Origin of the sequence: Candidatus Venteria ishoeyi (genome assembly GCF_030378065.1) — a bacterium.
GTDB classification, from domain to species: Bacteria; Pseudomonadota; Gammaproteobacteria; order Beggiatoales; family Beggiatoaceae; genus Venteria; species Venteria ishoeyi.
In genome coordinates this window covers 14,149-35,719 of sequence record NZ_JAUCGJ010000048.1, presented here as the reverse complement: position 1 = coordinate 35,719, position 21,571 = coordinate 14,149, and the positions used below count along the sequence as shown (strand labels likewise).

The 21,571-nt window shown below is 45.5% G+C and carries 15 protein-coding genes; 10 read left to right on the top strand and 5 right to left on the bottom strand.

Annotation, left to right across the window (positions count from 1 at the left end; all coding sequences use genetic code 11):
• Nucleotides 1-398: 398 nt before the first annotated feature.
• Nucleotides 399-635: a DUF5062 family protein gene (locus tag QUF61_RS14480; protein WP_103922545.1), complete on the top strand. Its 237-nt coding sequence runs from the start codon at nucleotides 399-401 to the stop codon at nucleotides 633-635.
• Between the two features lie 259 nt (nucleotides 636-894).
• The gene (locus QUF61_RS14475) at nucleotides 895-1,512 is read left to right on the top strand and encodes a hypothetical protein (protein WP_289682331.1); all 618 of its coding nucleotides are present in this window, start codon (nucleotides 895-897) and stop codon (nucleotides 1,510-1,512) included.
• A gap of 97 nt (nucleotides 1,513-1,609) precedes the next feature.
• Here QUF61_RS14475 and QUF61_RS14470 read toward each other — a convergent pair whose 3' ends face one another.
• The 3 genes from QUF61_RS14470 to QUF61_RS14460 are packed head-to-tail and all read right to left on the bottom strand — an operon-like array spanning nucleotide 1,610 to nucleotide 6,726.
• Nucleotides 1,610-2,635 carry a response regulator gene (locus QUF61_RS14470; RefSeq protein ID WP_103922530.1) on the bottom strand — a complete coding sequence of 342 codons (1,026 nt, stop codon included), beginning with the start codon at nucleotides 2,633-2,635 and terminating at the stop codon, nucleotides 1,610-1,612.
• Nucleotides 2,632-5,841 (bottom strand): PAS domain S-box protein, encoded by a 3,210-nt coding sequence (locus QUF61_RS14465; RefSeq protein ID WP_289682330.1) that lies wholly within the window; start codon nucleotides 5,839-5,841, stop codon nucleotides 2,632-2,634. Before QUF61_RS14465 ends, QUF61_RS14470 begins: the two co-directional genes overlap by 4 nt.
• Before the next feature lie 51 nt (nucleotides 5,842-5,892).
• Nucleotides 5,893-6,726 carry a phosphate/phosphite/phosphonate ABC transporter substrate-binding protein gene (locus tag QUF61_RS14460; RefSeq protein WP_289682329.1) on the bottom strand — a complete coding sequence of 278 codons (834 nt, stop codon included), beginning with the start codon at nucleotides 6,724-6,726 and terminating at the stop codon, nucleotides 5,893-5,895.
• Between the two features lie 99 nt (nucleotides 6,727-6,825).
• Between QUF61_RS14460 and QUF61_RS14455 the strand changes: the two genes are divergently transcribed.
• From QUF61_RS14455 to QUF61_RS14440, 4 genes are read left to right on the top strand one after another with little or no spacing between them, the layout of a single operon-like run.
• The gene (locus QUF61_RS14455) at nucleotides 6,826-7,599 is read left to right on the top strand and encodes an ABC transporter permease (protein ID WP_286019603.1); all 774 of its coding nucleotides are present in this window, start codon (nucleotides 6,826-6,828) and stop codon (nucleotides 7,597-7,599) included.
• Between the two features lie 60 nt (nucleotides 7,600-7,659).
• Nucleotides 7,660-8,259 (top strand): zinc-ribbon domain-containing protein, encoded by a 600-nt coding sequence (locus QUF61_RS14450; protein ID WP_289682328.1) that lies wholly within the window; start codon nucleotides 7,660-7,662, stop codon nucleotides 8,257-8,259.
• Nucleotides 8,260-8,264: 5 nt separating this feature from the next.
• Nucleotides 8,265-9,332, top strand: coding sequence for a type VI secretion system protein TssA (gene tssA / locus QUF61_RS14445; protein ID WP_103922526.1), 1,068 nt, complete (start codon nucleotides 8,265-8,267; stop codon nucleotides 9,330-9,332).
• Nucleotides 9,333-9,341: 9 nt separating this feature from the next.
• Nucleotides 9,342-9,800, top strand: a complete 459-nt coding sequence (locus QUF61_RS14440; protein WP_103922525.1) for a methyltransferase family protein — start codon at nucleotides 9,342-9,344, stop codon at nucleotides 9,798-9,800.
• 13 nt (nucleotides 9,801-9,813) lie between these two features.
• Here QUF61_RS14440 and QUF61_RS14435 read toward each other — a convergent pair whose 3' ends face one another.
• Nucleotides 9,814-11,394 carry a hypothetical protein gene (locus tag QUF61_RS14435; protein WP_289682327.1) on the bottom strand — a complete coding sequence of 527 codons (1,581 nt, stop codon included), beginning with the start codon at nucleotides 11,392-11,394 and terminating at the stop codon, nucleotides 9,814-9,816.
• Between the two features lie 425 nt (nucleotides 11,395-11,819).
• Between QUF61_RS14435 and aprB the strand changes: the two genes are divergently transcribed.
• Together aprB and aprA are read left to right on the top strand one after the other, a co-directional pair.
• A complete protein-coding gene (aprB, locus tag QUF61_RS14430; RefSeq protein WP_103922523.1) occupies nucleotides 11,820-12,293 on the top strand; it encodes an adenylyl-sulfate reductase subunit beta in 474 nt (157 codons plus the stop codon).
• A 91-nt stretch (nucleotides 12,294-12,384) separates the two neighbouring features.
• The gene (gene aprA / locus QUF61_RS14425) at nucleotides 12,385-14,382 is read left to right on the top strand and encodes an adenylyl-sulfate reductase subunit alpha (protein WP_103922522.1); all 1,998 of its coding nucleotides are present in this window, start codon (nucleotides 12,385-12,387) and stop codon (nucleotides 14,380-14,382) included.
• 261 nt (nucleotides 14,383-14,643) lie between these two features.
• Here aprA and QUF61_RS14420 read toward each other — a convergent pair whose 3' ends face one another.
• A complete protein-coding gene (locus QUF61_RS14420) occupies nucleotides 14,644-15,144 on the bottom strand; it encodes a hypothetical protein (RefSeq protein ID WP_289682325.1) in 501 nt (166 codons plus the stop codon).
• Nucleotides 15,145-15,250: 106 nt separating this feature from the next.
• Between QUF61_RS14420 and QUF61_RS14415 the strand changes: the two genes are divergently transcribed.
• On the top strand, nucleotides 15,251-19,087 hold the full coding sequence (locus tag QUF61_RS14415) for a hybrid sensor histidine kinase/response regulator (protein ID WP_289682324.1): 3,837 nt from the start codon (nucleotides 15,251-15,253) through the stop codon (nucleotides 19,085-19,087).
• Nucleotides 19,084-21,516 carry a CHAT domain-containing protein gene (locus QUF61_RS14410; RefSeq protein WP_289682323.1) on the top strand — a complete coding sequence of 811 codons (2,433 nt, stop codon included), beginning with the start codon at nucleotides 19,084-19,086 and terminating at the stop codon, nucleotides 21,514-21,516. Before QUF61_RS14415 ends, QUF61_RS14410 begins: the two co-directional genes overlap by 4 nt.
• Nucleotides 21,517-21,571: the final 55 nt, after the last annotated feature.

Below are 21,571 nucleotides of genomic sequence, written 5' to 3'. Positions count from 1 at the left end.
GTCTTTTCCTCCATTTTCTGCGTTGTGAAAACAGTTACATAGCTTGCTATGCGCCTGTTTTCACGCCTTGAAAATGAATAAAAATCCTGCGCCCAGTTTCTGCATTTATTTCATCCTCACTCCTAAATTTTTGTGAAATTATTATTTTTTACAAAAAAATAATAGTGCCAATAAAAAAAGCGTGCCAGAGGAACCCAATACTCTGACACGCTCTAAAAAGCCACATAAAAATAATGTGGAACTTTGTCACGAATAACTCAGGGAACCCAATAACCCAAGCTATCCACACAAGCACTTGGTAGGAATCAGTACTTGATGGAAGATATAAATGCAAATCCTGTGCCAATTTTTTTAATCCATATTTATGATCAAGTTAGCGTTAGAAGGTATATCAACACATGAAGAAACTAAAAAACGAAAAAGAATTGCTAAAAAAGGCAATCGCTGAAGGAATGAAATACGGCGAAGGAAGAGGTGTCGTTGAGTTTGAGCCTACGGATTCTGCATCTGAAAAAATCGAATATATATACCGGCTGCTGGTGCACGATAAAATAATTCAGCCTGTACCTCAGGATCAGATTTCTCAGCTTACCATGAAGCATAAACTGGCCATTTGGGCATCAAAGAAAAAATAAAAAGCGTCCTTTGTTCTCAAGGTCTTCGCTACCTTAGCTAGTTTCCAGAATATCACTCGACTATCAAGGATTTTAAATTTGACAATTTTCAGTAAATGAGCATCTAATTTATAGATAGTCCTGCCTGATTCAGGAGAAAACCGATGCTCTTTACCAAACCACTACCCTTCATCAGCAAATTTATTGATGAACTTAATCAAGGTATCCAAGAACTTAGAGCAAATCGCAAGTAGGATTTCGGTTTTATGAGCCAGACCCGGTGATGAGGCAGTGGAAGAAGAATGATGAAAAGCTGAAAAAGCAGGGCAAAGAAGTGAAAGTTATGCTTGGTAGTGCGCGATTACATGTTAAAGCACATGCGCAAAAACGTTTTGTTGTTGCGCTCAAGTATGAGGGTGAAGAAGATTATCGTTATCTGGTGGCGAGTGACATGAGCTGGCGTGCTGTGGACATTGCCTCCGCATATACCTTGAGATGGCTGGTCGAGGTTTTTTTTGAGGACTGGAAGTTATATGAAGGATGGGGGCGATTCGCCCCGCAGTTTGATGAAGAGGGGTCAAGCAGAAGCCTGACTCTGAGTCTGCTGTTGGACTACGCCCTCCTCCTTCACCCTGAACAATCCGCCCGCGTTAAAAACAACCTGCCCGCTTGCACAGTTGGCAGTCTGAAGCAGAAATTTCGAATGGATGGGTTAGTGGATGTTATTCGTGGTATTGTCGATGCTGACGACCCACATCAGAAATTGGATGAAATCATCGCAGTTGCCAAAAGGCTTTTTCCGCTCAGGGATTCCTCAAAGCATATGAATGATAGAGACTTGGGTAGGCTTGAGCCAACGCCAGCGTTGGTATATAGGGCGAAAGCTTGTATGTCTTAAGCATAAATTTTGTTTTTGTCAAAAATAAAAACTTGAGAGTCGAGTGAAAAGCCCCTAAAGTCATGTTACAAAACTAAACGATTGGGATAGGAGACTGTCATTGTGCCAATAAAGCTTCTTTCCACTTTTCCTTGATTTCCAAAATTGCTGGCAAAGCATTTAGAAATAGTCTGACTAAATCCGGGTCAAAGTGTTGCCCTGCTTGTTTTTGCATGAATTCCACCGCTTTTTCTACTGGCCAGGCTGCCTTATAAGGACGTACCGTAGTCAATGCATCAAACACATCAGCCACTGCGACAATGCGCGCGGCAAGGGTGATTTGCGTGCCAGCCAAACCCTGTGGGTAACCACTGCCATCCCATTTTTCATGATGGTAGAGAGCGATGTCACGAGCCATGTGCTGTAGTGGTGTATCCCCTTTGAGGATATTGGCACCAATTTCCGGGTGCTGTTTCATGATTGTCCATTCTGTATCATCCAGTTTGCCGGGTTTGCGTAAAATTGCGTCAGGGATACCGATTTTACCAATATCATGCATAGGTGCTGCGTTGAGCAGCAGTTTACAGTCTTCTTCAGACCAGTTGAGAGCGCGGGCGATAAGCTCCGAATAGTAGCTCATGCGGATGACGTGCAGGCCAGTTTCATTATCTTTGTATTCTGCTGCGCGGCCTAGGTGTTGTATGACTTCCAGGCGGGTTTGTTCAAGTTCGGCAGTGCGCTGACGTACGGTTTCTTCACAGGCTCGTTGTTGATTGTACAAGCTCAGATGGGTGTGTACCCGCGCTCGCACGACAGCAGTTCGAACCGGTTTATTGATATAGTCCACTGCGCCCAAGTCAAAGCCCTGCTGTTCATCTTCCACTTCATCCAAAGCTGTCACGAAAATGACCGGGATTTGCGCCGTGCTGGGGTCGGCTTTAAGCCGTCGGCATACTTCATAGCCGTCCATTCCAGGCATCATGATGTCCAGTAAAACTAAGTCGGGCTGTTGTTCTTGAATGCACCGTAAGGCATCAGTGCCATTTTTAGCAAAGCCCAGTTGATAGTCCTCTTTAAGGATTTGCAGAAGAATTTGTAAATTATTAGCTTCATCATCAACAATAAGAATTTTAAACTTATTCAAAGCTTTAACTCCTCTAAGACTTGTAGCGCCAAATCAAATTCAAAATTATCAAGATGTTCACGGAGCAGATGGCTGTTTTGCAAACCACTTTCCTGTAATGCCGTGAGCAGTTCATCTGCTTGAATCGGATCAGTATGTTTCAGGGCTGCGCGTAGTTCTTCCCGTAAATTTTGCAGGTGCGCTGTATCAACTTCCTGGTGAAGGGATACAACTTCTTGCCTGGACTGTAAATCGGCAATGGAATGAATGACCGTATCCAGCGCCGCAATAACTTCATTCAATTCTATCTGATAACTTTGTGCCGGGTGTTTATGCAATCTGGCATTCAGACACTGGACATGTTCAGTCAATGGCGATAACACCAAGTTGCTGGCCACGCCTTTTAATGCGTGTAGTAATTGATGTGCTGCATCATAGTCATCAGCGGCAAGCAAGCTATTGAGTTGGAGGGCATCGTCTGCATGATTCTGGGCGAAACCAGTCAAAGCTTTACGGTAAACTTCAACATCCTGCCAGGTTTTTAGTGCCTTAACCGTATCTATGCCGGGTAATGCGGGCAAGGTGGCAGTGTGCTGCTTCGCAATGGTGGCGGTATCTTCCTGTGGATATTCCACGTCTGTGCCAGTCAGTTGTTCCATACGCGCAAAAAGTTCATCGAAGTCCACCGGTTTTCCAGTAAAGTCGTCCATCCAGGCAGCCATACATAATTTTTGATCACTTTCCTGAATACTTGCCGTCATTGCGATAATCGGCACATGTCCACCCTGCTTATATTCAATGGAACGAATTGCACGGGTGGCTTCGTAACCATCCATTTCCGGCATTTGGATGTCCATCAAAATTATATCGAAGCTTTCTTCCTGGAAAGCCTGTACCGCTTTATGACCATTTGTGGTGACTCGCAACCAGTGTCCGGCTTTCCTCAAACGAATGTCAGCCAGCATGACATTTTCTTCGATATCTTCTGCCAACAAGATATACAAACTTTGCTTGGCGCGATAAGTCTCTTGGGGCGTTGTGACCTGTTTATAGCAATCGCTGACCCCCTCAGCAACGGCTAAGGGAATTTCAAAGCAAAATGTACTACCCTGACCAAGCTTGCTCTCCACTCGAATGTGACCACCCATTTGTTCGACAATTTGTTTACAAATTGTTGTACCCAGACCACTACCGCCAAAGCGTCTGGCAGTGGAACTGTCAGCCTGGGTAAAACTGTCGAAGATAGTATCCAGGCGTTTTGGGGCAATCCCGATGCCGGTATCGGTGACGGCAAAGACGCAACGCCCCGGTGCTGCCAGGGAAACTCGAATACATACGCTACCGTGTTCGGTAAATTTGATGGCATTACCTGCAAGATTGATAAGTATCTGGCGCAAACGGTGTGGATCTCCCTTCACGCAGACGGGTACCTCGGTTGCAATTTCATACGCTAAATGTAAATTCTTGTGATGGGCGGTGGTGGCAAGTACTGCGATGGTTTCTTCCAGTAATTGAGGCAGGTGAAAAACAATATGTTCAAAGTGCATTTTACCACCTTCCAGCTTGGACAAATCCAGAATTTCATTGAGTAATAACAACAATGAATGCGCTGAGCGCAGCACAGTGCGTAGTAATTTATATTGTTCCGTATCGAGTTTAGTATCCAGCACCAGTTTAGTCATGCCGATAATGGCGTTCATGGGGGTGCGGATTTCGTGACTCATATTGGCAAGAAAACGGGATTTGGCTTGGTTGGCGCTTTCTGCAGCTTCCTTAGCCAGAGACAAATCCAGGGTCTGTTCTTTAACTAAAGTTTCAAGGTTTTCCTGATGATTTAAAAGTGCTATTTCAGCATTTTTTTGTTCACTAATGTCTTCGCTAATGGCTACAAAGTGGACGATTTCACCATGATCGTCACGTACTGGTGAAATGAAATTACGCGCCCAAAAGCCGCCACCATCTTTACGCCGATTGAAAAACTCACCCTCGTAGGTTTGCCCATCCTTTAATTTCTTATGTAATTCCTGATAACACTGTTGTGGTACGTTACCACTTTGAATCAAACGAATATTGCAGCCCAGGAGTTCTTCTTCCAGATACCCACTGATGCGTTGATAAGCAGGATTAACGTAGTCGATCAAACTATCCGGGGTGGTGATGACAATACCGACTGGACAGTCTTCCACCGCACGGAAATGCTTGCGTAGTTCCCGCTCTTTTTCTTTTTGTTCGGTGAGGTCTAAAATAACCCCTACAAACAAGGTTTCTTCTTTTAGCGGCACTTTGCCTAAGGTCATATGGGCGGGAAAGCTTTTTCCATTTTTACGCTGTCCACAAACTTCATGCACATTATCTTCTCCGCTCAAATACCATAAATATCCACCTTGGGGATTTTGTTGAAGTTTGGGAATCAGAATGTCCACGGCTTGTCCCAAAACTTCCGATGCCCACCAACCAAAAATATGCTCCGCTGCTTGGTTGAAGTCCTGAATGCAACCGTCTTCATCGAAAGTGATGATAGCTTCCACGGCATTATCAATAATTGCGCTTAAACGTTGTTCACTTTCCCTTAATGTCATTTGCCGTTCTTCCAGCGTGCGCTGCATGAAATCGAAAGCCCGTCCAAATTGACCGATTTCATCATGCCTGGTGGGAAACTGCGCTAATTGACTGAAATTTCCCTGAGCAAGTCGTGCTGCGGCCTCTGCCAAATGGTATAAAGGGCGGCGAATATGGTATTCGAGAAATAGTCCACTGAGCAGCGTAGCCACGGCTAAAATGCTAAGAAACCATAGCTCCATTTTATTAATGTAAGCTATTTTAACAACCATAAGTGCTTCTATATCCACTGCAATATGCAGCATAGCCAAAGTCTGAGCTTCGGACATCACGGCGTATTGAAAGTAATCTAAAACTGCCATTTCAGGTACTACTGGCGCATCCAGCGGATATAAACGAACGCCGTTGGCATTTTGTACCTCCAACATTGTCCAATGGGGACATTTGTCTTGCACCGCTTCCAATGTTGCGTACAACTGTGCGAGATCACCGCTAAGCAGGACAGGCGTCAGGGATGTCCCCAGTTGTTCCAGGTAGTTTTGTTCCATATTCTGGCGCTCCTGCCGCTCATGAGCAATAAAACCAGGCAGCCAGATAAAATAATGCGCAGTGGTGATACAAATGAGTAACAGCGCAAAAGGCAGCAATAATTTCCAACGCAGGTTCATGAGGCACTTATCTCGCTTACATTGATTTTAGCTTTAGCAGCAAAGTGACTGTCAGCGCACATAAAAGTCTTCCAGCCCCATGTTTTTTAAAGCCTCATAATCCATAAGCGTAGCTCGACCAATGGTTTTGATAGGCACTTTATTTAATATCACTCTACCTTCTTTGGACGCTCCCAGTTGCAATAAGGCATTGGTGATTTTTTTGCGGATTACTGCGGGTACTCGGGGATGGATTGCTATAGGGTGGGGAGCGATTGCGGTAGTTTGATATAAAATTCGCAGCTTGTTACGAATTTCTGGTTTTTGTTGTTCCAGGGTTTTTTGCACGCCACCGCCTGCGGCAGCCTGACCCATTGCAACATTGAGGTAAACTGAAGTATGGCTACGCACATAACGAGGGTTTACGTCAATATGAAATTTATGTGTAAATTCCGCGCGTGGAATCAAAGCCGCGCCCAGCGCGTTGGGTGCTGGAAAAGCGATGGTTTTACCCGCCAAGTCTTCAATTTTTTGGAGGGGGCTGTCTTTATGCACCACAATAATACCGTACAAGCTACGCCCCGTATCCCGTATCAGAGGTTTATAGCCTTGTTTCTGGTGCGCAATAAGCAGATGGTAGGGGTTCATGTAAGCCAAGTCAAAATTCCCCGTACTGAAGTTTTTTTCAAACTGGGGAATATCCGGTGAGCCTTCCAGTTTGAGTTGAACCCCGCTACTTTGGGCAATATGGTCGATAATCGGTTGCCAGATAGCTTGAATCCGGCGGTGATCGAATTGTGGTACCACGCCCATGCGATAAACCGTCTCTGCGGCATGGGCAGTGGATATGAAAATACAGGGCAGGAAGCAGTAGATAAAGCGTTGAAATATAATTATTTTCATCATCGAATTACTCCACTTTTTTTACTGGTAGCGGTCTTCAGTATGAGACTGTATTATTAATAAGGCAAGACTAATAATTTTTTTACAGAAGGAATGGGAAAAATGTTTTCATTTTTTAACTGGCATGGTTTTTTGACCCTGTTTTATAAGGAAACCTGGCGTTTTATCAAGGTCAGTATGCAAACCATCCTGGCACCGACTATCACGGTGTTACTGTATCTGGTGGTATTTGCCTCGGTCTTATCAGAGCGTGTGGAGGTTTATCCTGGCGTGTCTTATACCAGTTTCCTGATTCCTGGTTTAATTATGATGGCAATTTTACAAAATGCTTTTTCAAACACCTCATCCAGCCTGTTTCAGTCCAAACAAAACGGCAATATTTTATTTACCTTGTTATCACCGATTTCTTCTCTGGAATTTTATCTGGCTTATGTCGCCGCTTCGCTGGTACGCGGTATCATGGTCGGCAGTTGCGTCTGGCTGGTTAATCTTTTCTTTTTTGATATTCCAATGACCTATCCATTATTCGTGATATTGTTTGCTGTCTTTGGCAGTTTATTATTAGGCGCATTGGGCTTGATTGCATCAATTTATGCGGATAAATGGGATCATTTATCCACTTTCCAGAATTTTGTCATCCTGCCGCTGTCTTTTCTCAGTGGGGTATTTTATTCCATCAACGACCTACCCGGCATCTGGTCACAGTTGTCCTGGTATAACCCGTTTTTTTATATTATTGATGGCTTTCGTTATGGCTTTTTAGGTATTTCTGATGCGAATGCCAGTATTAGTTTAGTGGTTGTGGTTTGCTTTTTTCTGTTTATCAGTGCATTGAATATCTGGATGCTGAAAACCGGTTATAAATTGCGCGAGTAATCAATATTAAAAAATATACACAGTAGCACTGTCTCCAACCTGATTTGAAGTGATGTCAATATGTTTATTTTAATGGGTGAAAAAAATACTGGAAAAATACTCAATGATGGGGTTTTCTATTGCCCGGTTTGTGAATGCCAGCAGCATTATCAGCATATCCAGCAACGTAATATGTTTACCCTGTTTTTTATTCCATTGTTGCCATTGCCGATCAGTCGGGAGTACCTGGAATGCGCGCATTGTCATAACAGTTTTCACCCGCAAGTCGTGGATGAGCGCAATTTATACCCAACCTGGCATTATGCTGCATTGCGACTGATGCTGGAATTTTTGCCCACGGGCAAATTAGCAACTGACAAGCAGCAGGTTATCTGGGAAAAACTCGGTGGCACAATGCCTGATGCCAGTGAAATCCGCGCAGCGCAACAAACCAGACAGGATGATCGCCAGGATGTCTTACACTATCTGCAAAATATTTGCTCGGGGCTGAACCCCGCTGGTGAATTAAAAATTCTGGATGCAGTTTTATTATTTGCAAAAGCTTGTTATGGTGAACCCTTGCCGCATCCGGTACAGGTCTTATGCAACCAGATTGCCAGCACTCTGGAGCTGGAACCCGGTATTGCGCAACAACGTTTATTGACATTAAATTATGAGTAACCGTCATGTCTGATGCCCCGGAATCCTGGATCGAACAATACTGGCAAAATCTACTAACACCGATTTCGCCACAAGCGCCTGCGGGCGAATCCTTGATGTACGATCCGGTCTATGATGCGATTAAAGAAGCCCGTCGCGAAGAACCTGATTTACCGCAGGGTGACTGGCAATATGAACTCAAAAAAGCAGATTGGAGCGAAGTCGCCCGCTTATGTATTGATGTGCTGAGCAATCGCAGTAAGGATTTACAAATTGCCGTCTGGCTGAGTGAAGCATTGCTGCATAAACAAGGTTTTCATGGCGTACAAGATGGTCTGAAATTACTGGATGCACTATGTCAGACCTTCTGGGATAGCCTGTGGCCTGCGCTGGAAAGCGATGATCTGGAGTTGCGTTTATCACCGCTGATTTGGCTCAATGAAAAGCTTTCCTTAAAACTGAGCATGGTAGATATTACCCAGCCTCAAGATAATAGCCAGCAGGTATTTCATTCCATTGATTACCAAAAAGCCTTACGTAACAAAGAAAAATCAGATGACAGCTTATATCTGCGCATTATCCAAAGCAGCCAGTCCACCCCGCTGGCTTATTATCAGGCATTACAGGAAAGCCTGGAGCAAAGTCAGCAAACCTTAAATCAATTGGAGCAATGGTTAGACAGTCACTGTGGCAGGGATGCACCGAGTTTTTCAAAATTCAGGGAAAAATTACAGGAAACTGCCCGAATCATACATTTTATGATGAAAGATCGCCTGCCAGAAACACCGGTAACAACACAGGAAGCCTCAGCAAGTAGCACAGAAGCACAAGAGCACAGCAGCATGTCTACAGACGCCAGTGGCGCTATACAAAACCGTGCCCAGGCTTATCAGCTACTGAATGAGGCGGCGGACTATCTGCAACGTACTGAACCACACAGTCCCACGCCATATTTGGTTAAACGCGCAGTGTCCTGGGGGCATTTGCCTTTACAGGAATTGTTGCATGAACTGGTCAATGATGAGAGTGATCTGCGCGCAATTTATAGTCTGCTGGGGATGCAAAACCCGGATAATAACAGTCAAGACTATTGATGCTGTCTTATGCGCTCAATGATGAATCCGGCAACGCTTAAATCCTGGGCTTTAGTGATGGCCCAGTTCTCACTACTGGGTCTATTACTGTTTTACAGCCAACTGGAAAGCTTTAACTGCGCTTGCCTGTTTGCTATCGTCCTGGGAGGGCTTCTGGGACTTTGGGCCATTGTGGCGATAGGTCTGGGTAATTTTAATATCCACCCGCAAGTGAAAGATGATGCCAGATTGGTACACCAAAATCTACCTTATCGCTACATCCGTCATCCGATGTACAGCAGTTTTTTATTATTCTGCTTAGGTCTGGTATTTATGCCTTATCTGAGTCTCAAATTATTTATCTGGTGCCTGTTGCTGTTGGTTTTAATCATTAAAAGCCAGTATGAAGAACAGTTGTTATGCGAAAAGTTCCCGGATTATCGTCGTTATCAACAACAAAGCTGGCGTTTTATTCCTTTTATTTATTAATGCTGGACTGGAATTATCCGCTGTTATGCAATAATAAACCCTTGCCCGCTAATTGATTCAAGCTGTTATCCAGCAAATCCAGCAGCATGTCATCACTGACATTATCAGGGCTGGCACCATTAGGCGCTAGATACCCTTGCTCCACCCAACTGCGCAATAATCCCAATAATTCCTGTCGCGTATGTTGCCCATCAAGATGTAAAAATAAATTACCCAGCAGCATATCCAGCCTGATTTTTTGATTATAAAGATTCTGAACGCTGGCCTGACCTTTGTTTTCCTGAAATTGCCATTGTGCCAGTGGGCTGCCTTGAGGGCGCTCATACACCTGACCTGACAGTGGCAGTTGACCGATATGAATTTCCAGAAAATGGCCTGAACTCAGGCGTTGCAGGTGGCCGGAGATTTCCTGCATCACGGTTGCATCAGTCGGGCAAAGCTGTAATTGATTCGCGGTTTGTTCTTGTAAATAAGCACAAGTCTGTGCGCAAATCTCATTAAATCCCAGGCTTTGCGGCCATTGCTGGCTTAAACACCAAAGCAGCGTTTTTGCCAGTGGCACGGTTTCTTCGAGCATCTGCTCATTGTGCTCATCGGCAAAGCGCACGGTTAAACCCGGATGGTGCAGCCCTGGTTGCTCACTTAAGCATTGCAGTGGAAAACGAAAAAAACAGTCTTGCAATTGTTGATCTAAGGGGGTGGACTGCGTGGCGGCAGGCACATTTTTACATAACAGGCTTTCCCGTACATCGCGATGTGCCACTAAATCGTGATAACACATTTGCGCCAGTTGCGCATTTTCTGCGGCTTCATGGTCTGATAGTAGTAATGATTGTGTATCTGCCTGACAATCACCCAGATAAAACCAACCCTGTTTTTTAATGTCTTGATAAAACGCTTGAAAATGTGGGATATGCAGTGGCATCTCATGAAAATCGCGCAAACTTTGGGGGGTATCAGTGGCGGATGCCAGCAATTGCTCTAACCAGCGCTGCTCCTTATCCAGATGATCCCGGCTTTGATAAGTGTTACCGGGCGTGGCTTGTATCAGGTTTTGTAAAATAGTTTGGCTGTGTTCAGGTGTGTTGTTCAGCAGTTGTTGAAACTGGGTGCGTAATTGCCAACCCGGTTGAATGGCATGGCGTAGATATAACAAACCACTTGTCGTCAGGTGATGCTGGCAGAAATTTAATAACATTTCATTTTGTTGGATACTGAGCTGATGATAAGTATCAACCAATAAAATATAATCAAAATGCTGCTGTAAGGGTCGACTCAGTTGTTTTTCATCCGTTTGCCCAGCGGCTTGTTCCGTAGTTGGCAGCCATTTAGGCAGCAATTGCAGGTTATGTTGCGGACGATGTGCAAGATACGTCTGACAACGTGTCAGCTCGGCTTTAGCGAACTCCACGCCAACACATTGTGCTTGTGGCAAGGCCAGCGCAATATTAATCAGCGTTTCACTCATGTTAAAACCCACAACTAAAATACGACTGTGCTGGATATCTGGTGTATGTAAACCAAATAAACGGGCAAATCCCGCCAGTTGAGTTGGGTGTGGAATACTGGCGTTTGAAATCGGAGGAAATGACATTAAAGAGCCTCTTAAAAAAGTGTCTAAATGCTATTTTGACAGGAAAATTTTCATTATAAAATTTTTTATTTAGAAAAATTTTATGTCCATGAAAAAAATATTCTTGATAAATTTCGTTGGTTATTTTTTTACAAGTCATTGATATGCCTTGTTTATTAAAAAATTATTTTATACTTTATTGCCTATAAAGTGGGTTGATAAAGTAATTTTATACGTTGCAAGAAAAATCCACATTGCTTTTATTTCCCTTGCTCAGCATAATGCCCGTCGCGATACGGGTTTCATGGAACTATTTTCGTGGAATCCTTAAGTTAAAGCGACACGTTCTTTAGTGTACTCACTTACCCGTCATTGCAGAGACATAAAAAAATACTTTGGCGTGACGGCCACTTTTTACAGTAGCGATACTGATAGGAGACATATATATGCCTACATTCGTTCGTACCGACAAATGTGATGGTTGCAAAGGCCAGGACAAAACTGCCTGCATGTACATCTGCCCTCACGATTTGATGAAACTGGACAAAGACGGCTCCGATACCGGTCACGCCATGAAGTCCTACAACCAAGAGCCAGAGCAGTGCTGGGAATGTTATTCCTGCGTGAAAATCTGTCCTCAGAATGCTATCGAGTGTCGTCACTATGCTGACGTTGTACCTTTAGGCGGTTCTGTACAGCCTCTGCGCGGTACTGACTCCATCATGTGGACCATCAAATTCCGTAACGGCGTCATGAAACGTTTCAAATTCCCAATTCGTACCACCCCTGAAGGTTCTATTGATCCTTACGGTGGCAAGGCTGAAGCTGACATGGCTAAAATTGCAGACAATGGTTTCTTCAACCATAACGAGCAAAATGGCTATCGCGAAGGCGACCGCAGCGAGCTGATCAATCTCTAATCCAATCTGTGATTAAGTTTTTTGATCGAGCTTTATGCTCAAAATTTTGTTGGAATTTGTAAGAATTTAAACCTTTATAGAGGTAAAAAGAATGGCTGAATTTGGAAATCCTGATGTCGTCGAAGAATCAGTTGACGTTCTCCTGATCGGTGGTGGTATGGCTTGCTGTGGTGCTGGTTTTGAAATCATGCGCTGGATTGAAGCGGCTAAAAAAGAAAAAGGCGTTGACATTAGTGTCAAGCTGGTTGATAAAGCAGCAATGGATCGTTCTGGCGCAGTTGCCCAGGGTCTGTCTGCAATTAACACCTACATCGGTTCTGAACAGGATCCTGCGGATTATGCCCGTATGGTTTCTAACGACTTGATGGGTATCACCCGTGATGACTTGGCATATGACCTGGGTCGCCACGTTGATGAATCCGTACATCTGTTCGAAGAATGGGGTCTGCCAATCTGGAAAACTGACGAAAACGGCGAACGTTTCGACGGTTCTAAAGGCATGACCTCCTTAAAAGACGGTGGTAAACCTGTACGTTCTGGTAAATGGCAGATCATGATCAACGGCGAATCCTACAAATGGATCGTTGCTGAAGCAACCAAAAAAGCACTGGGTACTGATCGCATTCAAGAACGTGTTTTCATCGTTAAACTGGTTAACGACAAAAACGACCCAAGCCGTATTGCTGGCGCGGTTGGTTTCTCAACCCGTGATCACAAGTTGTTTGTGTATAAAGCAAAAGCAATTCTGTTGGCCGCTGGTGGTTGTGTAAACATCTTCCGTCCACGTTCTGTTGGTGAAGGTACTGGTCGTGCATGGTATCCAGTATGGAACGCAGGTTCTACTTACTCCATGGCTGCTGAAGCCGGTGCTGAGTTGACCCTGATGGAAAACCGTTTCGTACCTACCCGTTTCAAAGACGGTTATGGCCCTGTAGGCGCATGGTTCCTGTTGTTCAAATCACAGGCTACCAACGCTGTAGGCGAAACCTACATGACCCGCAACAAAGAAATGCTGGACGACTATCCTCCTTATGGTCAGGCTGCCGTTCCTGCTTCTTGCTTGCGTAACCACTTAATGCTGAAAGAGATGAAAGAAGGTCGCGGTCCTATCTGGATGGACACCGTAACCGCTCTGGCTAACTTACGTGAAACCTTAAGCCCACGTGAAGTTAAGCATCTGGAAGCAGAAGCCTGGGAAGATTTCCTGGATATGTGTGTTGGTCAGTGTGGTATCTGGGTTGGTGAAAACATTGAGCCAGAGAAGAAAAACTCTGAATTAATGCCTACCGAACCATACCTGTTGGGTTCTCACTCTGGTTGCTGTGGTATCTGGACTTCCGGTCCTACCGATGTTGGCGCGCCGACTGCTGAGACCGAAGCGGGTGTACCTGATCATCTGCCTGCTGGCTGGAACTGGGGCTACCGTGGCATGACCACCGTTAAAGGCCTGTTCACCGCAGGTGATGGCGTTGGTGCTTCCGGTCATAAGTTCTCTTCCGGTTCTCACGCTGAAGGTCGTATGGCCGCTAAGTCTATGGTTCAGTACGTACTGGACAATCAGGACTACAATCCTGAATTAGATACTGCGGTAGAAGATCTGGTTGCTGCAATCTATCAGCCAGTGAAAACCTATCTGGAGCACAAAGACTACACCACTGCTATCGATGTGAATCCTAACTACATTACTCCAAAAATGCTGCAATTCCGTTTGCAGAAAATCATGGATGAGTATGTAGCGGGTGTTGCAACTTACTACACCACTAACGCACACATGATGGAAGTGGCGGGTGAGAAGTTGGATATGCTGAAAGAAGATGCAGAAAAAATGCGTGCGAAAGACCTGCATGAATTGTTACGTGCATGGGAAAACTATCACCGCATCCTGACTGCTGAAGCACATCTGAAACATATCGAGTTCCGTCAAGAGTCTCGTTATCCTGGTTTCTACTATCGCGCAGATAAAAACTTCGTTGATGAAGAAAACTGGCATTGCTTCGTAAACTCTATTTACGACAAAGAGAGCAAAAAATGGACTTGTTTCAAACGTGCTCACGTAGATTTGGTTGATAAGTCTAAACTGTTCAAATAAGAACGATTGTAAAATCGAGCTTTTTTGAATAGCTGAAAACCGGGCATCCCGTATGGGATGCCCGGTTTTTTTTTGAGCATTATCACTACTGAAAATCAATAACTCATATAAAACTGATTGTCATACACATAATAACGGGTAAAAAGACCAGCGAAATGGGGGGTGTTATTCGCTGCGAGTTACCTAAGCCCGACTCCAGGCTTTCAGTTGTGTGCGTAAAGCTTCCCATTTGCTGTTTTATTGTGTTGTTTTGGGTCATAATTAAAGACAACCGATATTTTGCATCCACTGCTGCTGCGCCTCATTGTCCATCAAGTCATCCGGCAACTGATACAAAAATACCTCTTTAGACGTACCATCTGGTTGCGACAAAATGTAATTCACATCAGCTTTGACAGGCATTTTTCCCTTGGGCCAAGCCTGTTCTACTTGTTCAAGCTGCCAGGCAAGCTTGATTTGATGGGATGTAGCAGTATTTTGAATCAGCATCCATGTGGCAGTGTAATTTTCCTTGTTCACACTGTCATTATCCTGCCGTGACAGCAATAACTTATCGGGACGAGAATAACAAACCTTGCCGCCTGCGTTGATATTGATGCGATCCAGCCTTTTGGCTAAGGTTTCGCTACGCACGGGGATGCTGTGCCGATCACCACTGGAAGTTGACAACGTATTTTTATTTCCCGTGCTATTATCTGCAAATGCGCTTATATAACTAAGACTTAAAATGATGAGAACGACTAATCGCTGGCTGATAGACATTTGTATTGTTCCTCTGTTAATGACTTTTTTGTTCATTATAGAGACTGCATGTGCAAATGTTAAAGAAATTAAGCCACGATTCTCCCATCTTTCGGTCATGGAGGGTTTGGCACAAAATTCAGTTTATGCCATCTTGCAAGATGCAGATGGTTTTATGTGGTTCGGTACACAAAACGGCCTGGAACGCTATGATGGTTATCGTTTCCAGCATTATTTGCAGGATTATGAAGGCAGCAGTGCATTCGTGATGGCCTTGCATGAAGACCGGCAGCGGGTTTTATGGGTAGGCACTTACAACAGTGGCTTGTACCGCTATGATCAACGCCTGGCACGTTTTCGCGCCTACCGCCAGCAAGCGGATAATCCGCAGAGTTTAAGTCATAATACGGTGCTGGCAATTCATGAAGACCGCCAAAACCGTTTATGGCTGGGCACTGATAATGGCCTGGACTATTTTGATCCTGATACGGACAGCTTTATTCATTATGATGTGGATGCCAAGCATATTGCCGCGATTGCTGAAGATGCACAAGGGAATTTGTGGCTGGGGGCTGACGGCGGCGGATTGATTTACTTTCAGCCAGATAGTGGGGTATATCACAGTTATCAGCATGAAGCAGAAAATATCCGCAGCCTCAGTAGTAATGCCGTATTAAGCCTGGAAATCGATAATCAGGGTCGCTTGTGGATAGGCACTGCACAGGGCTTGAATTTATTTCACCCTGACAATAAGGATTTCAGCCGTTATCTTCACAATCCAGATGATCCGTTTAGCCTGGGAAATTCTGTCGTGCGCAGCATACGTGCCGATACAAATGATGGCTTATGGCTGGGTACGCCTAAGGGTCTGGATTATTTCAAGCCTGCCAATGCCAGGTTTTATCATTGCCGCCACCAGCCCAACAAAGCCAACAGCTTGAGTGAAAGTGATATTTGGGCTTTATATACCAGTCAGGATGGTAGTTTGTGGGTGGGTACGGATGGTGGTGGAATCAATATTTACAGTCCTTATCAGCATCATTTTTTTCATTATCAGCAAATGCCTTTTGATCCCCACAGCCTCAGTAATAATCAGGTCTGGTCATTACTGGAAGATGACTTTGGGGTTTTATGGGTTGGCACCAAAAATGGTCTTAATCGCTGGGATGAGAACCTGGGGGGGTTCAGACATTACCTGCCCAACCCGGAGCAAGCCGACAGCCTGCCCCATGAGATGATTTTTGCCCTGCATGAAGATAAATTTCAGCGCCTCTGGGTGGGTACTTTTGGCGGTGGGCTGGCACTGCAAACAGCGCAAAACAGCTTCATTCATTTCCAACACCAGCCTGATAATCCACACAGTTTGAGTAATAACCGCATCCGCGCCATCGCTGAAGATCAGCAGGGGTATTTATGGGTGGGCACACGGGAGGGTTTGAATCGCTTGTCTTTACAGCCAGATGGGCAGGAGCAGGTGGATTTTGAGCATTATCGCCATGCGCCTGATAATGCCCACAGTCTTAGCCATGACATGATTCTCAGTCTGTATGTAGACAGTAAAAATACCTTATGGGCAGGCACTCAAGGTGGTGGTCTGAATCGCCGGGTCAATGATCGTTTTGAGCATTTCCAGCACCATAAAGACGACCCCGGGAGTTTAAGAAACAATGATGTCAGCGCTATTTTTGAGGATAGCCAAGGGCGTTTATGGATAGGCACGCTGGGCGGCGGTTTCAGCCAATGGCAGGCTGCAACGCTTAGTTTCCGCCACTATGCTAATCCAGACGGGCTGCCGGGAGCCTTCATTTATGCTATCCAGGAAGATACCCAAGGTTATTTGTGGTTAAGTGGAAACCAGGGCTTATGCCGCTTTGCAGCAGATACGGAAACCTACCAATGCTATGATGTGGTGGACGGTTTACAGAGCCGCGAATTTCGTGCCGCAGCTTGGCAAGGGCAAGACGGCAAACTGCTGTTTGGTGGTATTAACGGTTTTAACCTGTTTTATCCTGAAACTTTTCAACATAATCCTGTTGTGCCGCGTCCTGCCTTGACTGCTGTTAAATTGTTCGGAAAACCCCTGAGTGTTGCTGTGGACAGTCCTTTAACCCAGGCGCTGAATTTCACCCATGAAATAGAACTGGATTGGCGACAGAATTTTTTCTCGTTTGAGTTCGCGGCACTGAATTTTATTCAGCCGCATAAAAACCGTTATGCCTATCGCCTGCAAGGTTTTGATCAAACCTGGAATGCATCAGGCGAACGACGTGAAGCTTTTTATACCAACGTGCCGCCGGGGCAGTATGCGTTTCAACTCAAAGTTGCCAATAACGATGGTCTGTGGAATGAAGAGCCGCGTGAACTGCGCCTGACTATCCATCCACCCTGGTGGCAGCGTACCTGGTTTCTGTGGTTTGCCACGCTCTCAGTGCTGCTATTACTGACGGCGCTCTACCGCTGGCGGGTTTATAACTTAAAGGCTTACCACCGCCAACTGAAAAGTGAAGTCGCACAGCGCACCCATGAACTCTCTAAAGCCAAACACCAGGCGGAATCCGCCAATCAGGCCAAAAGCGCGTTTCTTGCCAGCATGAGCCATGAACTGCGCACACCACTGAATGGTATTTTGGGTTATACGCAAATACTCAGGCGTCATACCTCTCTGAGCGAGGTTCAACAAAACCACGTACACACCATTGAGCATAGTGGCAAACACCTGCTGAATTTAATTAATGATGTACTGGATATTGCCAAGGTAGAAGCGGGTAAAGTGTCTTTACAGCGTGATAAGTTTAACTTTGCGTCATTTTTACAAGCTATCACGGCGCTTATTCGCATTCAGGCAGAGCAAAAAGAGATTGCCTTTATCACCGATTTTGCGCCGGATTTACCTGAAAATATTTATGCCGATGAAAAACGGCTGCAACAAATTCTTATTAATTTATTAGGTAATGCGGTGAAATTTACCGATATCGGGCAGGTGACATTTGCAGTAAAAAATCTCGGCAAGGACGCGGGAAACTCACAGAAAGTTGCTAACCTCCACCCTGCCATGCTGCATTTTTCTGTCGAAGATACTGGCCCTGGTATCCCGCCTGCTGACGTAGGCCGTATTTTTAAGATTTTTCATCAAGCTGCCGGAGAAACCCAGAATAAACCGGGGACAGGGCTGGGGCTGACCATTAGCCAGAAATTAGCGCATTTAATGGGCAGCGAAATCAAACTTAGCACGGTCATTGGACAAGGCACGACCTTTTATTTGGTATTAAATGTGCCTGCCCAGGGAACCGCTGATAATTTTACCACCCATGTGGAGCGTGTAAAAAAAATCCGTATTGGTTATAGAGGCGCGGTACAAAGCATTCTGGTGGTTGACGACATGATCGTGAACCGAGCATTTTTAATCACGGTCTTGACAGCGCTGGGTTTTAAAACTTATGAAGCAGAAACTGGAGAAGCTGCGCAGCGTTTGCTGGCACAGGTCAAGCCACATATGCTCATCACCGATATCCGTATGCCGGGTATGGATGGAGAAAGCTTGATACGTCATGTGCGGATGAGTCAAACAAGGCTACCGATTATTGCAATTTCCGCCAGTGTTTACGCCGAAAATCGTCAACACTGCCTGGATGCAGGCGCGAATGCTTTTTTAGCCAAGCCGCTGGATATTGATGACTTGCTTGATGTGATGGCAAAACATTTAGACTTGGTGTGGATTTATCAGAAGCGGCAGAAGCAAGGCCGAAACATACCACTTGCAATTGTTATCCCGCCGTCAGACGTTGTATCTCTGCTGCTGAAAAAAATTGAGCTGGGAGATATTGAGGGTATTGCCGTGCAGTTGACAGATATAAAAAATATGAGTACAGATTATCAAAATTTTGTTACCAAAAGCCGTCAATTGCTGGATGATTTCGACCTGCTGGGACTTGAAGATTTTATTCGTGCCAAGGAAAAAAGATGAAAATCTGCTTATTTATCTTCTTTATTTTCGCACCTTTTGCTCATGCCGCACCGCTGGATGATGCCCGCGATGCATTTAACCAGGGCCGTTACAGTGCAGCAATTAGCAGTTGGCGTTCAGCGCCCACCCGGAATCTCGGTGTACAACTGCAAACCTGGCGGGGTATGGCTTCAGCTTACTGGCAATTGGGACAGTTCCAGGCAGCACAAAGCATACTGGAACAAGCCCTGAGACTTGCCCGGAAAAATCAGGCAGATCATGCGCAGGTTTTATTATTAAATGAATTCAGCAAACTCTATCTGGCAAAGGGAGAGCAGGCACAAGCGGGTAAATATCTGCAACAGGCGCTGGAAATGGCGCAAACCTTGGAAGCAACTGAAAATAGCACCCTTACCTCAGACACCAAAAATACTCACAAACTACTTGCCGAACTTTTCAATCAACAAGGCAATTGGCTGAATATCACTTATGACTATAACGGTGCACTGGCAGCTTATGCTAAAGCACTGGCAAACGCGGACAAGGATGAACTACACGCCAAAATTCAGGTCAACCGCGTGCAAACCCTCTATGAGCAAGCACTGTTTAATCTCTATCCCGGCGCAGATATGGCGCATCTATTCCAGCCCATTATCCAGGCGCTGCAAAAAACCTTGCCACTGGTGCAGGGTTGGCAGGATCAATACAGCGAAGTATTGGCACTGGTTAAACTGGGTAAGCTGGCGGGTGATATTCGGACACAGTTGCTGACCAATGAAGCCAGTGCAACAACTGTTTCTGTACTGGATGCCATTGCCAAACAAACCTTGCAGCGCGCCATAAAATCTGCTGAACATTTGCAGCACCCCCATGCCAAAGCTTATGCCTATGGTTATTTGGGCAGGCATGGCTTACATACCGGCAATATTAAACAAGCCCTGAGTTTAACCCGGCGCGCCTTGTTTTTTACCCAACAAAGCGGGAGCAATAAACTTGAGTATTTATGGCACCGGCAACTGGGCCAATTATTCAAGCACCAAGGCAAACTGGATGCTGCAACCAATGCCTATCGTCAGGCTATAACAAGCTTCACCCCGGTACGCGCACGCGATGCCACAACCGGATATTGCGCCAAAACCGAGGGCTTTCGCGAGCGTATTGCGCCGGTTTATTTTGAACTGGCGGATTTGCTGCTGCAACAAGCGCGAATAACATCCGATGACAGGCAACGTGATAAACTGCAACGCGATGCGCGAAGCAGTATTGAATCTTTTAAAAGTGCAGATTTGCAAGCCTATTTTCAGGATGATTGCATTATTATGCAGCAGCAACCGCAGGCGGTGGAAACCTGGCTGGATGAACATACTGCGATACTCTATCCCATCGTCCTGGAGGACCGTCTGGAATTATTGCTGGGATTCCAGGATGGCTTATTTCAGGTTATGGTGCCGGTCAGCCATAAACAATTGCGCAAAGCAGCACGTTTATTATTAGCTGGCTTGCGTCATCACCCTGCGCCTGCCACTCGCGGCAGTATTGGCGGCGCTGTTGCCGCCAATTGTTCCCCCGGTGTACGGGGTATCATGCCGATGCAAACGGATACCCAAGTCTGGGGCTTTCTCAAACATGCGCAAGTGTTATATCAGTGGCTTATTGAGCCGCTGCGCGAAGCATTGGACAGCCGCGACATTAATACCCTGGTGATTGCACCTGACGGTGCATTGCGCACCATCCCTTTTGCCGCACTGCACGATGGCGAGCACTTTGCCATTGAACAATACGCGCTGGCTGTGGTGCCTTCCCTGACGCTAAGCACTAAGCAAAGTGCTTCCCCTCCTCGACAACGGGCTTTGCTGGCAGGGCTGTCTGAACCCAATCAAGGATTTTCTGCACTGCCTTGCGTGGAATACGAGGTGCAGCATCTGCATAAATTATATCAGAGCAGCCAGGATACTTTATTAAATCAGGCATTTAAAGTCAGCGAGATGGCAGCAGTACTTGACCAGGAAGATTATAGCCTGGTTCATATTGCCACGCATGGTCAATTCAGCGGCAATCTGGAACAAACTTTTTTGCTGACCTATGAAGGCAAGCTGCGTTTGAATCAACTGGAACAATTATTGGAATCAACAAACATTGCTGGCACACAAATAGATTTACTTACCCTCAGTGCCTGTGAAACCGCCACCGGTAATGACCGCGCCGCCCTGGGTCTGGCGGGCATCGCCTTAAAGGCCGGTGTTAACAGCGCCCTCGCCAGTTTATGGAAAGTTGATGATGTCGCCACGCCCGCCGTTATTCTGGAATTTTACCGACAATGGCACACAGGAATCACTAAAGCCCAGGCTTTACAGCAGGCGCAAATCAAAATGCTCAAAGGTGCAGAGTTTGTACGCTATCGCCATCCCTATTATTGGTCAGCATTTTTATTGATTGGCGGGTGGCTTTAATAGGCTGAGTTCGATATAAGCTTCTTTCAATGCTAAATGCGTTGAAAATCGCTCT